Origin of the sequence: Acinetobacter sp. NyZ410 (assembly GCF_022828975.1) — a bacterium.
Classification (GTDB): Bacteria; Pseudomonadota; Gammaproteobacteria; order Pseudomonadales; family Moraxellaceae; genus Acinetobacter; species Acinetobacter guillouiae.
In genome coordinates, this window is sequence record NZ_CP094620.1 from 2,490,980 (window position 1) to 2,506,136 (window position 15,157).

10 protein-coding genes and 1 pseudogene are annotated in these 15,157 nt (G+C 34.6%); 2 read left to right on the plus strand and 9 right to left on the minus strand.

Translation table 11 applies throughout. The annotated features are described in order from the left end of the window. Positions 1 to 15 precede the first annotated feature (15 nt). Entirely contained in the window at positions 16 to 453 is a 438-nt protein-coding gene (locus MTO68_RS11795; RefSeq protein WP_244012537.1) for a DUF2147 domain-containing protein, read from the minus strand. A 311-nt stretch (positions 454 to 764) separates the two neighbouring features. Between MTO68_RS11795 and MTO68_RS11800 the strand changes: the two are divergent. Continuing rightward, positions 765 to 923, plus strand: a pseudogene (locus tag MTO68_RS11800) (rubredoxin); the annotation flags it as partial. An 88-nt stretch (positions 924 to 1,011) separates the two neighbouring features. Further along, positions 1,012 to 3,672, plus strand: a complete 2,661-nt coding sequence (locus MTO68_RS11805) for a LuxR C-terminal-related transcriptional regulator (protein WP_244012539.1) — start codon at positions 1,012 to 1,014, stop codon at positions 3,670 to 3,672. A 195-nt stretch (positions 3,673 to 3,867) separates the two neighbouring features. Here the strand turns inward: MTO68_RS11805 and MTO68_RS11810 are convergent, their stop codons facing one another. From MTO68_RS11810 to MTO68_RS11845, 8 genes are all read right to left on the minus strand, one after another. Beyond that, positions 3,868 to 4,338 carry an Lrp/AsnC family transcriptional regulator gene (locus tag MTO68_RS11810; RefSeq protein WP_004720411.1) on the minus strand — a complete coding sequence of 157 codons (471 nt, stop codon included), beginning with the start codon at positions 4,336 to 4,338 and terminating at the stop codon, positions 3,868 to 3,870. 201 nt (positions 4,339 to 4,539) lie between these two features. Further along, positions 4,540 to 5,433, minus strand: coding sequence for a LysR family transcriptional regulator (locus MTO68_RS11815; RefSeq protein WP_244012541.1), 894 nt, complete (start codon positions 5,431 to 5,433; stop codon positions 4,540 to 4,542). 48 nt (positions 5,434 to 5,481) lie between these two features. Beyond that, entirely contained in the window at positions 5,482 to 6,834 is a 1,353-nt protein-coding gene (locus tag MTO68_RS11820; protein WP_244012543.1) for an MFS transporter, read from the minus strand. 45 nt (positions 6,835 to 6,879) lie between these two features. Continuing rightward, entirely contained in the window at positions 6,880 to 8,166 is a 1,287-nt protein-coding gene (gene salA, locus MTO68_RS11825) for a salicylate 1-monooxygenase (protein ID WP_244012544.1), read from the minus strand. A gap of 485 nt (positions 8,167 to 8,651) precedes the next feature. Continuing rightward, positions 8,652 to 8,906: a hypothetical protein gene (locus MTO68_RS11830; RefSeq protein ID WP_004720401.1), complete on the minus strand. Its 255-nt coding sequence runs from the start codon at positions 8,904 to 8,906 to the stop codon at positions 8,652 to 8,654. A gap of 165 nt (positions 8,907 to 9,071) precedes the next feature. Next, positions 9,072 to 11,294 (minus strand): TonB-dependent siderophore receptor, encoded by a 2,223-nt coding sequence (locus tag MTO68_RS11835; protein ID WP_244012546.1) that lies wholly within the window; start codon positions 11,292 to 11,294, stop codon positions 9,072 to 9,074. A 296-nt stretch (positions 11,295 to 11,590) separates the two neighbouring features. Beyond that, positions 11,591 to 13,012, minus strand: a complete 1,422-nt coding sequence (locus MTO68_RS11840; RefSeq protein ID WP_244012548.1) for a TolC family protein — start codon at positions 13,010 to 13,012, stop codon at positions 11,591 to 11,593. Then, positions 13,012 to 15,156, minus strand: coding sequence for a peptidase domain-containing ABC transporter (locus tag MTO68_RS11845; RefSeq protein WP_244012550.1), 2,145 nt, complete (start codon positions 15,154 to 15,156; stop codon positions 13,012 to 13,014). Before MTO68_RS11845 ends, MTO68_RS11840 begins: the two co-directional genes overlap by 1 nt. Between the last annotated feature and the right edge of the window lies 1 nt (position 15,157).

The window sequence follows — 15,157 nt, forward strand, 5'->3', positions numbered from 1 at the left end:
TGGGAGAGTTTTTATTTAATTAACCCTTAGCCAAGTTTGACTTCTACCCAATGCTGAAATTCCTAAATAGCCTCGAAGCTTTAGTTTTTGCCCATTTTCAACTAATTCTCCTTCCAAGCTATATATACGACCAGAATCAGGATCTAAAATTTTTCCATCTTTAAATTTTCCACTTTCTACTAATTTTAAACTATTAATTACGGTTGTACCCTGTAGGCGTTTTCCCATTAATCTACCGTTACAACTTTTACAAGTCAATTTGTTCTCTAGATCAAAGACATCTACAATACTGCCATTATAGATATTGTCTTTTACTTTTTTAATTTCTATAAGAAATTTGGGTTTGCCAGTTTTATCATCAATGGTCTTCCACTTTGTGCCTTGAATTGAATCATTTGCCCAAGAAGCAGAAGCGAGAAAAGCACTTGCTGCTAAAATTAAAATTTTATTCATAAACGTATCCTTTTATTTATGGCCTTATTTCCAAGCCAGAAGCTAAACTCATATGAGTTTCAGAAAATTTATTGTTTTTTAATAACTGGATTAAAAACAAACAAAAGGCAAGCTAACAAAAGGTGGCTCTGATTTATTCATCACAAAGAACTAATTTATAGTTTTACCTGCCTTAAGTTTTAGCCATTAGCCAAGTAGAAATAACGAATCAAAAAAACGTAATGACAAAAACCAACCTTTTTCTCAGGTTTATTTTCGCCATTTTTTTGTCATCTTGATGAAGATACCAAATTGCATCAGGGTGAAAACCAAGGAAATGGCAATGTCGATTTTGTTCATTTATTTATGACGAAAAAGTTGGAATTCCTGAAGACGGGATAGCACCAGGAACATCTCTGGATCAATTTTCAGATGATTGGATGTGTCCAGATTGTGGTGCAACTAAAGAAGATTTTGAGGAAATATTTTAAAACTCATTTCGAGGCAATCAATCTGTAATGACTGATCTTTGCCTCATTGTAAGTGTTCTAAAGATTTATTTTTTCAAGGAGTGAGAAAATGGACAATCTTTTTTCAAATACAAGCTTAAATAACAATATTTTGATGACAAAGCTCATTCCACCAATATCAATAAAACCACAGATTAAACGAACTCACTTATTTAATCATTTAAACAAAAATACCAAGGTTAAATTGATTTCTGTGATGGCACCTGCTGGATTTGGTAAAACTGCATTTTTAAGCCAAATTTATATTCATCAAAAGAAATATCGTAAAGTCATTTGGATGACGCTTGATAATGCAGACAATGACTTCAATCATTTTATTCAACATTTATCGTATATTTGGTTTAAAACGACTAATCAAGCTTTTAATAGTAATTTTCTTGAAAATATTACTCAGTATTCAGAACCTTTTTCAATTTTTTTGGATGAAGCAGAACATATTTATGATGTATCAACGCTCAATTTTTTACAGCAGATCATAGATTATTTACCCTTACATAGCCAAATTATCATCAGCTCCCGCCAGTTATTGCCTTTAAAAATTGCCTCATTACGTATTCATTGTCAAATACTAGAAATTACTCAAGAAGCACTCAGTTTTAGTGCAGATGAGATAAATAAGCTGGTCCTAAACAATTATGGATTTCAGCTTCATCCAAATGAAATTAATTTATTACTCAAAAAAACAGAAGGTTGGATTATTGCTATTCAGCAATTCGGTTTAACGTTAACTTCGAGACATTCTCTACATACACAGATTCAGAAGTTTTCAATTCATCATAGTGAACTGAATCATTTTTTAAGCGAAGAAATTTTAAATCAATTACCCAATAATCTTCAGGATTTTTTATTGAATTGTAGTGTCTACTCGCAATTTTCTGTGGCCGATTGTGATTGGTTGCTCAAAATAAATAATAGCGCTTATTTACTTAAACAATTAGAGCAAAAAAACCTTTTTCTTATTCCTATGGATCAGCAACATGAAAAATATCGCTTCCATGGTTTATTTTTAAGTTATTTACGGAATCAGTTTCAAAGTTTATACCCTATAAAATTTAAATCACTGCATTTACGTGCTGCAGAGCGTCTACTTTATTTAAACCAACCGATTGAAGCGATTGAACACTATTTACTAGCAAAAGCGTTTGGCAAGTGCATCGAGATTTTGACTCTACATAGCCAAAAATTGCTAGAAAAAGGTAGAATACGGTTTTTATTACGCTGTTTGGATCAAATACCAGCCCATATTTTTGAGAATTTGCAACACTTACAAACAGCATATACATTAGCTCTAATTTTAAATCGTCGTTATGCTGAAGCTAAATATGTCATTGATAAAATGAAAAGGCAAAAATTGCTATCTTATATTGAAACTAAAATATTAGATTGCTTATGGCTCACAATGACTGATCATATCGAGGAAAGTTTTGCTATCTGTAAAATAATTTATAATGATCTAAATACATATGATAGCTTGTTGAATCATTTTTTTATTTTAATTTATTCCCATTATTTAATCGCAAATAACAAAATTGATTATGCTCGAAAAATAATTCATAAAGTTATCAATAATTCTCGATATAATAGAAATACTTTTATACAAACTATTTATGAATACAATGAAGCATGTATAGAGTTACAACAGGGGCATTTAAATCAGGCTTATATTCGATTGTATACAAATTATAATTGTAGCTGGCGAGATCATCAAAATGATGTAGCTGGTGGTCAAGCAATGATTGGAGTTCCTTTAGCTGAAATTTTATATGAAAGAAATCAATTAGAAGAATCATTAAGTTTAGTCAAAAATTGTCTTGCCTACGCACGTCAAAATGGTCATATAGATGCATTAATATCTGCCTATACACTATCCGCTAAAATTGAATATTCATTACATCATGACAAAACAGCAGCACTATGTTGTCTTAAAGAACTAGAATATATTGGAGCAGATTTTAACTTTATGCGTGTTAAGGCCAGTGCTCTCCTTGAACAAGCGCGAATACATTGGCTGAATAAAGATTATTATCTTGCGCGGAACATTTTGAATGAAATCATTGCTTGGGATATTTGGCATACGCTAGATAATTTTTATATGCCAGCTCAGTATCTTGATACCCCTCAAATGCTTATATGGCGAATTGATATAAGTCACAGTGACGGGAAAAAGCATGAGGGAAAAATTCAAGACTTCATTAAACATACAAAAAATTTACTTTATGAAAGACGTGCAATTAAATTAAAAATGATACTTTCTACTCTTTATTTTAGCGAAAATAATCAGAAACAAGCATTTGATTGTTTAAGAAGCATATTGTTAGATATTGGTAATGAAAAGTACCTTAGAAGTTTTTTAGATGAAGGCCCTATTATGCATAAATTAATTTATGCTTTTTATGAAAAATATAGTGAATCATTTCATCTAGATTCAAATACTCGTAAAATTTTGGAAATTTTAATTTCGCTAGTCGATTATTCTACAATCAAAGAAACACCTCCAAATAGGAAAAATGTATTTTATGAAGCTTTAAGCAAACGAGAATTAGAAATTTTAAGTCATGCCGCTGAAGGACTACGTAATCAAGAAATTGCAGATAAAATTTTTTTAGCAGTAACAACGGTTAAGGCCCATCTTAGACGTATACACTCTAAACTGGATGCACACTCTCGTACAGAAGCTGTTGCCATAGCGAGGAAAAATGGCTGGTTATAGTGATCAATTGGTATTTTTCTCTTGTTAAACCATTAACGGCGTATGATTTTTGCTGTTGAATATTTGAAAGTTTAATTTTCTTGCTGTTCCTTACATTTAAGTTACAGCTTGGATAGAAGCTTAGAATGCCCCATATATTTTCTAATCGCCTGAATCAAGAGGTTTGTTTTAATTTTTATGGAAAAATATCAATGATCAAAGAAAATTTAAAGGTAATTCAGTCGTATACTTAATTTGCTCCATCGCAAAACTGGAGCTCACGTCAGTAAGGCCAGAAATTTGAATTATTTTTTTATAGACTTTGTCATACTCAAGCACATCGGGTACAGCGACTTTTAACAAATAATCAGTCTCTCCAGCCATTCGGTACACTTCTATAACTTCATCGATTGTATGGATATGATTGTGAAATTTTTCAATCCATTCTGCATTATGTTGTGCTGTTTTAATAAAAACCATAACAATGACATTGATATTTAGTTTTTTACGATCTAATAAAGCAACTTTAGCGCGAATGATGCCTTCTTCTTCCATTTTATGAATGCGTCGCCAACATGCTGTATTACTTAATCCAATACGATCTGCGATATCGCCAATCGCCCAGGTACAATCTTTTTGTAATAGTTCCAAAATCCCACGATCGTATTTATCTAGCTGTAATTTCATGCAGTCCACTTTATATAAGAAATTAAAAAAATGAGTCACTGATTTATCTATGATTGGAATGATATTCTATTTTTTACAAGATAAATAGATTTTTAATTCTTAGTGCTGATTACTCAAAACTCTCATTCAAATAAAAAGTAGTTCAGATAAGTTATGGCTCTATTCGCTGTTTTTTAACGCATTACAAATAAGAATACGGCGTTATAGCGATTGGAAAAGTTCTTGTAGGGTTTGGATAAACCATGTTCTGGCTTCTATGTCATCTCGATGGTTATACCAATTGGCACTCACATTAAACGGTTTAACTGAAAACGGTAATTCAAAAATATTGACATCACCATTACGCGCATATACTTTTGCAGCCCGAGAAGGCAAAGTCACTAATAATTCAGAACTGGTCACAACATCTTGTAAAACACTAAAATGAGGAAGCTCAAGCATGATTTTTCTTTTTAAGCCCAGTTCTTTCAGCCTTTGATCAATTTCAATATGACCCGTTGAAGATTTAATCGCAGCATGATTTTCTTGAAAATACTGTTCTAAACTCAGTGTATCCCTGATACGTGGATGGTACTTATGCGCAATGCACATATAGCGTTCTTCAAATAAATTACGTGATTCAATTTTAGGCATAACGGTATAACTACTATTGAATACAGCAACATCTAAAAAACTTTCAGTCAACCAGTCTTCTACTTTATGCGATTGAATTTCCTCGATTTCCACCTTAATAAATGGTGCTTCTTTAGAAAGGTATTGAATTAAAGAAGGTAGTAAACATATTTCACCCAAATCAGATAAGCCTAAACGAAATATCCGAGTTGAGGTTTTTGGGTCAAAGTATTTAGATGCTGTAATTGCCATTTCAATATCGGTAATTGCTTGTCTAAAGCTTGGGTATAAACTTTGTGCCAACTTGGTCGGTTTGACCCCAAATTTGTCTCGTTCAAATAAAGGATCATTTAAAAATTTACGTAGGCGATTTAGATTGTAGGTGACAGAAGGTTGGCTTAAATTGAGGCGCTCAGCTGCATGACTAATATTTTTAGTTTCAAAAACGATAATAAAAACTTTAATAAGACTTAGATCAATCAATTGTAATATCTCTATTGAATGAGGGAGGTAGACCTCCCTACTCTACTTTTAGATTTGTAGCGCTTTCACCGCCAATTTTGTTTTTTTCAACTGTAAGTGAATCATTGAAACACTCATTACCGCAATAATACAAGGGATTGATAATGCGATAAAATTATAATTAATTGGCAGACTTAAGCTTAGCAACCAACCACATAAGATTGGCCCTAAAATTGCACCTAAGCGCCCCACACCTAAAGCCATTCCTAAGCCTGTTGCACGAATATTGGATGAATAAAATTGAGACATATACGCCAATAATAAGATTTGCCCACCAATTGATGCCGCACCTGCAACCGCAATACAAAAATAAAGAATGACCATTGGTAAATTATAACTCAGTAAAATTAATGCGATCGCGCCACTTAAAAACAGTGAGCATAATACCTTTGCCAGATTAAAACGATCCGCTAAATAACCACCACAAATTGCACCAAGCATTCCCCCAATATTTAAAGCCAATAGAAAAACCAGACTGGTCGATAAATCATAGCCTGCTTCTACCATTAATTTAGGCAACCAATTACCTAAAGCATAGACCAGTACAAGCGCCATAAATACGCTGCCCCAGAATAAGAGTGTCACCATTCCACGATTTTCTGCAAATAAATCCTTGATCGGAGTTTTAGAGGTAGCTTGATTGTCTTGATGAAGACCAATTTGAGTCTGAGACGTATAGGTAATATTGACGTCAATTTGTTTAAGGATCTCAATGGCTTGGTCAGTTTTATCACGGCGCACCAAATAATCAATCGATTCGGGTAACAGCTTCCAGATTATGGGAATAAGTAAAAGTGGTGTGCCTCCTAGAATAAACATGATTTTCCAACCAAATTGCGGGACTAACCACATTCCTAATAAAGCTGAACACATCCCACCGACTGCATAACCACTAAACATTAAGGAAACCAAGGTTGAACGTAGTTTTTTAGGTGCATATTCAGTCATCAAGGCGATTACATTTGGCATGACCCCGCCTAAACCCAAACCAGCCAAAAACCGAAAGACTCCAAAACTTTGTGGATTATTGGCATAACCACAAAGTAAAGTAAAACCACTGAATAAACAGATACATAAAATAATTAATTTTTTGCGGCTAAATCCATAGCTTTCTAATTTATCACTCAGGCTACCGAAAATAATTGCACCAAACATCATCCCAAATAAGGCGATACTGCCCAGAAATCCAGCCGTAATACTGTCAATTTTCCATTCTGCCATCAGTTTGGGTAAAGCAACACCGTAAATCACTAGATCATAACCATCAAAGATAATGATCAATGCGCTGAGTAAAATCACCCGCCAATGAATGGCTTTTAATTTGGCATGATCAATAATTTCATTTGCATTTATGATTTGCATAATAGACCTCCCTGGTCATATTGTCCTGTTTGTAATCTTTGTTGTTTAAGTCGTCATTTCAGTGTGCTGTAGTTGTTTTGCTAATGCTGCTTTGGCTGTCTGAATATCATCTTCAAGCGAATGCTGCCACAACCAGTCAAAACGCTTCGCCAGATGTTGGCCTATTGATTCAAAATCAGGATATTTCGATGAATATAGCTCATAGATTTCACCTGATTCACGCGAGGTATTTTGAACTTTCACGGCGCGCGCTAATCGAACTTGCTCATAGATTTCAGATACAGCTTTGATAGATTCAGATGTCAGCTCAGGGTTTTCTAATAATTTAGCTAAAATCAAAGCATCCTCTAAACCTTGTCCGGCACCAGCACCTTGATGCGGTAACATGGCATGAGCAGCATCGCCAATCAAAATCACATTATTGCTTTTGTTTTTATAGGTTTCTAAAGGTTGAATTTCATGTAATGCCCAAATGGTTGGTGAGTCGATCAGGTCCAATAATGCCTTACAACTCTCGCTCCAGTCTGCAAAATCAGCCAGCATCGTTTGTTTTGAAACAGGCGATGTCCATGGTGTATTCTCTGCTAATACGGTTTGCGTGCGATCTGACTTAAACGCAACAATGTTAATTTCTTCACCCTGACGGATTGGGAAAGTTAAGATATGTTTATCTTTCCCTAAAAGCATTTGTGGTACATCGGCAATTTCTGCATCATTTCCCAGTTTTGCAATGGCTTGCTTAAAATCTTGAAATTTAATAATTCCACGATATGCCCAAGTCCCCGAAAACTGAGGTTCAACACGTGCTAATTGATTAGAGTCAAGCACATGGTTTCGGACGACTGAACGGATCCCGTCACAACCAATCACATAATCAAATGTAATATGTTGACCATCGATAAAGTGAATTGTCGCTTGTTCTTCATCTGCCTCAATTTCTTGTACACGTTTATTAAAATGTACATTTGTTAAAGGCACTAAGGGAATTAAGCGATCAAGAAAATCTGCACGATGTACCGAAGATTGTCCGACTTGTGGCGCAATCGATGCGGATAGATACTCATCGGTATAACCATTACGCCATTGAAACCAAATATCGGTGTATGGAGCCTTTACCTGATCTGCAATAGATTCATATTCTTGAATTAGACCTAATAATTGAATGGCTTTAACTGCATTGGCACCAAACGAAATCCCTGCACCAATCTCGGAAAACTGTGATGCGGATTCAAAGAGATGTACATCTAAATGTTTATTTTTGACCAATTGAGTCATGAGTGCTAATCCAGCAATACCGCCACCAATCACAGCAACTCTAATTTTTTTGTCCATTTTTAGCATTCCTTACTAAATTGCTTAGAATTCTATGATTGGTTATTTTTTAGAATAAATCCAATTTATATTTTTAGGTTTATACTATCTAATTTTTTGATATTTATTTAAATAAATCTTTTTCATAAATGAAAAAGTGATCATGTAGCGTGAATCATATTGGCATTGAAAGTTCCTTCTCCCCACGGGAAAAGGCTAGGATGAGGGGAATTTTATGTTAATTTATAGTTTTAAAAAAGGACTTTTTGAAAAATTCTAAAGTATTGATATAACTAAATTATTGTTCTATCTCTTGAAGAGTGTTTTAAATATCACGCTTAGTTTCATAAATTTATTTGAGACTTAAATAAAATATTTAAGAACCTTGTCTATACAACACTATTTTTCTTATTGAGATCACTTTTTAGATTTTGGTTTTTAAAATACAATTTTTATCTTTTCTGAAATTGCGTAAATAACCATTTGTCTCAAAATCATTAAAAGGATCAAACATGTTGAGTTTCATCAAAATAACGGCCAAGCAAAATCAACATTTGTGAACCATCGATCACATTTGCTCGACGTAAAGCAATCACTAATTTTTCAGTTTCGTCTGGTTTAACATCATCATCAGCTAAACGAGTAATCGTTTGAGCCAATAGACTACTTCCAGTGTTTATATAGCTTATATGGTTTTGACGTGCAAGTTTCGCTATATATCTTTTCAACCCTTTATGTGGAATTTCATTCACATTCAGCATCACAAAGTTCCTTAATAAAACTGCCTCTCTATTATAACATGGGTAACTTCTACGCTAATAAAAAATGAGATGCTATTGACGGTTCGTTAATTAAATTATCTAACCGTCAAATATTAACTTAGTTTACATCTCAATTTAAATTACCAATAGGCTCAGCAAGTTTCTTTAAAAACTCACAGTCCACGAGAGTTGTGCAGTACGTGGTGCGCCAAGAAATAAATAGTCATCGCCTAAGAAACTCCCCGCATCTCGCCAGTATTTTTTATTAAATACATTATCAAGGTTGAATCGAAGTGTATTGTCATAACCATAAGCACGGAAGTTATAAGCTGTACCTACATCAAACACGCTATAGCCTGATACTTTTACTGTACCCGTTTTATTGGCATATTTACTGCTACTGTACTGCATGCCAGCCAGTAAACGTAAGCCATCTACTTGTGGTACTCGATAAGACAGATGACTGGCAAAACGGACACTCGGTACATTTTGAGTTTGATGACCTTGATAATTAGCCACTTGTATTTCTTTTAAACGTGAACGAGTTAAAGCTAAAGAAGAAGTCATATCTAGATTTTGCCCTAAGCGTCCCTGTAAACCCAATTCTAAGCCAAGGTTATGTTGCTTACCATCCGTGACAAAGTATTTGTCTGCGTTGGTGTATTGATTGTCTTGGATTAAATCAAACAATGCCGCTGTAAACAGTAAAGTTTGCCACTGCTGCTTAATACCCAATTCATACTGAGTTGAATTTATCGGTGCTAAAGTTTTAAAAGCATTACCTTCAATACCTTGATCTGGAATACCAGTAGCAAACCAAGGGGCTTGTCCGCCATCACTTAAGCCTTTGGCATAAGAAGCATAGAGGTGGGTATGTTCCCAAGGTTGATACATCAACGCAAACTGCGGCAAGAAACGATTGAAATTGGTCTCTCGGATGTTGTTTGCATCCACATCATAGGCATTTTCATTTAAATGCATCAGTTTACCGCCCAACAAAACTGACCATTCAGTGTTGAAGTCAATCTGGTCCAGTAAGTTCAGTGCAGTTTGTTGACTGTCTAATGATTTATAATGTGTAGCTAAAGTTTTATCAGTAGGCGCATACGTTATAGAATCATTATAAATATTTCCTGTGGATTCAGAACCCTTAACTATAGGCTCGTTGATTGCATTATATTGTGTATGCCGTTTCCCTGTATGCGAGAGTTCTAAACTTAGCTTATGCTGCCAAGCCCCTGTGCTAAACTTGCCGTTTAATCCTGCTTTAAATTGATTGGTTAAGAAGCTGTCGTCTGGATTACGGAAATCATAAATATCATAATTACCATTTTGATCAAAAGTATTACCTAAACCTGTCGTTTGGCAAGTACTGCTATAACAACCCCACGGAAATGCTGAATAATCATCAATCACGACACGGCTTTGTGAAGCAGATAGATTTGTGGTCCAGTTGTCATTGACTTGGTAAACATATTTTAAGCTGGCATTTAGACTTTCATTGGTTACTGGTTTACTCCAGCTTTGATAGCCAAGTAAACGATCCCATTTAACCCCAGTGGGTACGGTCGTACCATCCAGTAACTGATAACCTGCGACTGAGCGCTGACGTTGACGCTGTGATTCAATGTCAAATTCTAATTTAGAGCGATCTGAAATCTTCCAGTCTAACGCCAAAGCGCCAAACAAACGCTGCCCATCTGCATGCTCAACATAAGGATGAATTTCTTCTTTGGCCAGATTCAGTCGATAACCAAACTGCTGCTCTTCTCCCAACCAGCCACCCAAGTCAGTTGCAACACGATTGCCGCCATGACTATCTACTTCAACGGTAATAGCACGAATGTCTTCTGGACGTTTAGTGACATAATTGATGACACCACCCGGTGTTGACATCCCACTTTGAATCGCACTCATACCCTTTAGAATTTCAACTTGTGCTTTGTTCTCAAGCGCTACATTTTGCTCGCCACGCAACAAATGACCATTGAGTAAATAACTTGATCCAAGATTTAACCCAAAACCACGCATAATAAAGTTTGGATAATAACCAATGGGCGCATAACCATCACCGATTGCTGCATCATTTTTAACAACATCCGTCAGGGTTTTTGCATGTTGGTCAGCGATACGTTCCGCGGTGACTGTACTGATAGATGCAGGGATCTCAGCAAGATTTTGCTGAGTAAATCCTGATAAATTTACCTTGGGTTGATAATAAGCAGTTGGTGTTGTTTCTTCTGTTTGAACGCTTACTTTAATCGTTTTAAGTTGCTGTGTATCTTTTTCAGTATCAGCATGCGCCAATGCTGAACTTAGCCCTAGACATGAAAATGAACCAACTGCCAGTAGTGCTTTTTGTAAACGAGAAAATGGATACGTTTTCACAGTAATTGTCTAACCCCAAAAGATAATCTTACAGCCTAAATTTGTGCGCATGAGTATTCACAATTTTCTTCGATTGAACAAGCATTTCTATACGATATTTTAAATATATAAATGATTTTGATATGCAGTTTTATCCACTCAATAATTTTTGTAATAAATTTGATTGAGTTTTAATTGGTAACAGTATTGTTGTCACAGATCATCAATGTGAATTTTAAAATTATAATTCACGGAGTTATGGGGTTTGAATAGTTATAAATACAAGTATTTAATCTCTCTTGCTCTTATTCCATACTCTACTTAGGTTTTAAACCCCATAGATCAAGTTCTCCCAAGCTAGCTAGCAATTGCATACGAGCTACTTGCCATTGTGAGTAAATAGCATTTTTCTGTTGTTTCGCATTTGCAAGTTCATTTTGCGCATTCATCAGTTCTAACATACTAGAAACACCAGCTTTATAACGGCCCTGCGTCACTTGATATGACTGTGTAGCACTATCTTCCAGCATATTTACTACTTTTATATTGTCACTTTCTGTAATCAAATTATAATAATTTTTCCAGACGTTTAAATTAATTTGCTGTTCAACTTGTTCTAGTTCTGCGCTTTTTGACTCTAATTCTGCTTGAGCATGCTTAATACGATATTGTCGACTAAAACCTTCGAATAAAGGAACAGTTAGTCTTACCCCCCAATTAATATTATTATTCTCGTTAAAACTAGATAAAGATGTTCCATTATTACGTGTACTCTCGCCAGTACTAATAAAATATATGCTTGGTAAACCTTCTTTTTTCACTACGTTTAAAGCTGCTTTTGCTGCACTAACCTGTGCTTTAACTGCTAATAATTTTGGGTGTGTTTGTTGGGCTTTTTTCAACAAATCATCTACAGAAGCCAATAGTTCATCAGGAGATTGAGGAAATTCAGTTTGTATATCATAAGATGTGTTGACAGCGAGTCCCATTAAGATTGCAAGTTCTCCTTTAGCTATTTGTACCTCTCCTTGTGATTTGATTCGTGCGGAAATGGCTTTCGCATAGTTAGTTTCTGCTTGTAATTGATCTGCAAGAGTACTTACTCCTGCTTTATATCTAGCTTTCGCTGCTAAATAGTTTTGCCTAGCTTCCTCTTGCGCTTCTATATTTACAGTCAATATGCCTTGTATAGAAGCTAAATTATAGTAAGCTTGGACAGCTTTTAAAAATGTTTCTTGCAATACATCATTCTGATTTGCATATGCGTATGCAAGAAGAAATTGTGCTTGATTCACTTTATCTTTGCGCTTACCAAAATCAAAAAGTAACCAACTAGCGTCTAAAAGAAACTTTCGAGTTTGCCCATTATTTTTAAAGTAATTATCGCCAGAATCTCTTGTGTAACTATAAGATGTCTGTAAAGTTGGTAAATAACTGGATTTGGCTATACCAAGCTGGGCAGCATGCATTTTTGCGAAGGCCCAAGCCTGTTTCGTCTGAGGATTATTACATAATGTTAGCTCGATTACTTCTGCTAGCGTTATAGTTTTCTCCATTTTATTCTGTCTGAAAATACAATTCATTGCGTACGATGAGGTAACAGGGTTTTCAGAAAGTTTTTCCTGTGTTCGATAAATATCAATATTTGATGTATGCTGTTTAGCCATAACATTTGTATAAAATAAAAAATTAGAGAAAAAGAGAATAAATATTAAAGTAAATGAAATATTTTTTTTCATTATTTATCACCAATATTTTTTTCAATCGTAATTTTATTAATTTCCTGAGCAATTCTACCTGCAAATAATGTAATTATACGATCAGCTGAAGCAATTGTTTCAGGGCGATGAGCAATCATAACGCGAGTAATATTTAATTCTTTAATATTATTATTAACTTCATTTTCCTTAACCACATCTAAATTACTAGTCGATTCGTCTAAAAACAAAATTTTTGGTTTTTTATAAAGAGCCCTTGCTAAAAGCACACGTTGCTTTTGACCTCCTGATAGTATAGTACCCATGTCCCCAACAAGTGTTTTATATCCCATTGGCATAGCTTCTATTTCTTTATCAACTGCTGCAATTTTGGCACATGCTATAACCCAATCAGTATCTATATCTGTATCAAAGAAACTGATATTATCTTCAATAGATCCTGAAAACAGAACATCATCTTGTAAAACAGTGCCAACCATTTGACGTAGTGTATTTACACCAAAATCATTTATAGACTTACCTCCTATCTTCACCTCTCCCACAGTAGAGGGTAATACTCCCAATAGAATATTTAATAATGTAGTTTTACCACAGCCGGTGGGGCCTACAAATACTACTGATTCCCCAGCTGTAATTTTGAAATTAATATCCTGTAAAACAAAAGGCTCATGCTCGGAATATTTATATTGCAAGCCTTCTACCTGAATACTAGGTTCAAGCTGTAGATCATTTAGTTCACGACCATTTCCGTTTAAATTTTCTGGTTCACTTAAAACAATATCAGCTAATCGCTCACCTTGTAATTGAAGCATTTTTACTTGAATATATTTATCAATTAATGAACTAACTCGACTACCAAACTGATTTTTGTACGCCAGAAATGCCATTAAAGCACCTACACTGAAGTTTCCATCCAATACTAGTATTGTGCCAAACCAAATGATTAAAATATTTTCTATGCCGAATAATAAGCCATTAGTGAAATTAAACATTATATTTAATTTTTGTGTGGTTAAATCAGCATTAATCTGATCAACAAGTAATGTTAGCCATGTCGAACGGCGGTTATCTTGTCGCTGAAATAATTTAATAGTTTTAATACCACGCATGGTTTCCATAAAATGTGTGCTTTGTTTAGCTGCACGAATAATCTGTTCTTCAGATGCTGTTCTTAACGGTCGATACCATATCCAGCGAACTAATGCGTATAAAGCCATAGTTATTAATGCAATAAAACCTAGTTTAGGGCTATAGATAAACATTAGCGCTAAGGTGAAAACCGTCATTAAACCATCTAAAATAGCTTCTAAAAATGCAGTTGTTAAGGTACTTTGAATAGTATCAACAGATGAAAATCGGGAAATTACATCTCCAAGGTGGCGTTTTTCAAAATATTGCACAGGTAGTTGAATTAAATGACTAAAAACATTGGCCCTTCCTTGAATACTCAGGTTTGTTCCTATAAACATTAGGACCCATGAACGTAATAAAGTAATAAGTTGTTGTAAAAACATCAGCAAGCCAAAACCCAATGCCAATGTCAGTAATAGATTACGGTCTGCTGATAAAATCACATAGTCGACAACCCATTGCATAAATAATGGACTAATAAGAGCAAAAATTTCTAAAGCAAAGGCTAATAGTAAAACTTGACCTAAGGAACGCCATAAGCCATGAACCTTACCGATTAGCCCCCAAAGCTTAATATTTTGTTTTTCTTCCTTTTTTTCAAAATTAGTATTTGGCCAAAGTTCTAGAGCTACACCAGTGAAACTTTTTGAAACCTCACTCATAGATATAGATTTTACTCCATAGGCTGGATCCATAATTATAATATTTTTTCGTGAAACCTCTTTTAGCACTACAAAATGATTAAAGTCCCAATGCAAAATACATGGTAGTGTTAATTGATTTAAATCATCTAAATCCAACTTCAAAGGCCTAGTCACTAAATTAAGGTCATTAGCAATTTGAATTAAACTTGCTAATGTACTGCCTTTTAATGAAATAGAATAGCGTTGACGTAAAGTTGATAAGTCTGTTTTATAACCATGAAAATTCGCAATCATTGCTAGACATGACAAACCACATTCTGTTGCTTCCGTTTGTAAAATTATTGGAAGGCGAGCACCAAAGCCAAAAGCTAAATTATCAATTATAGACATA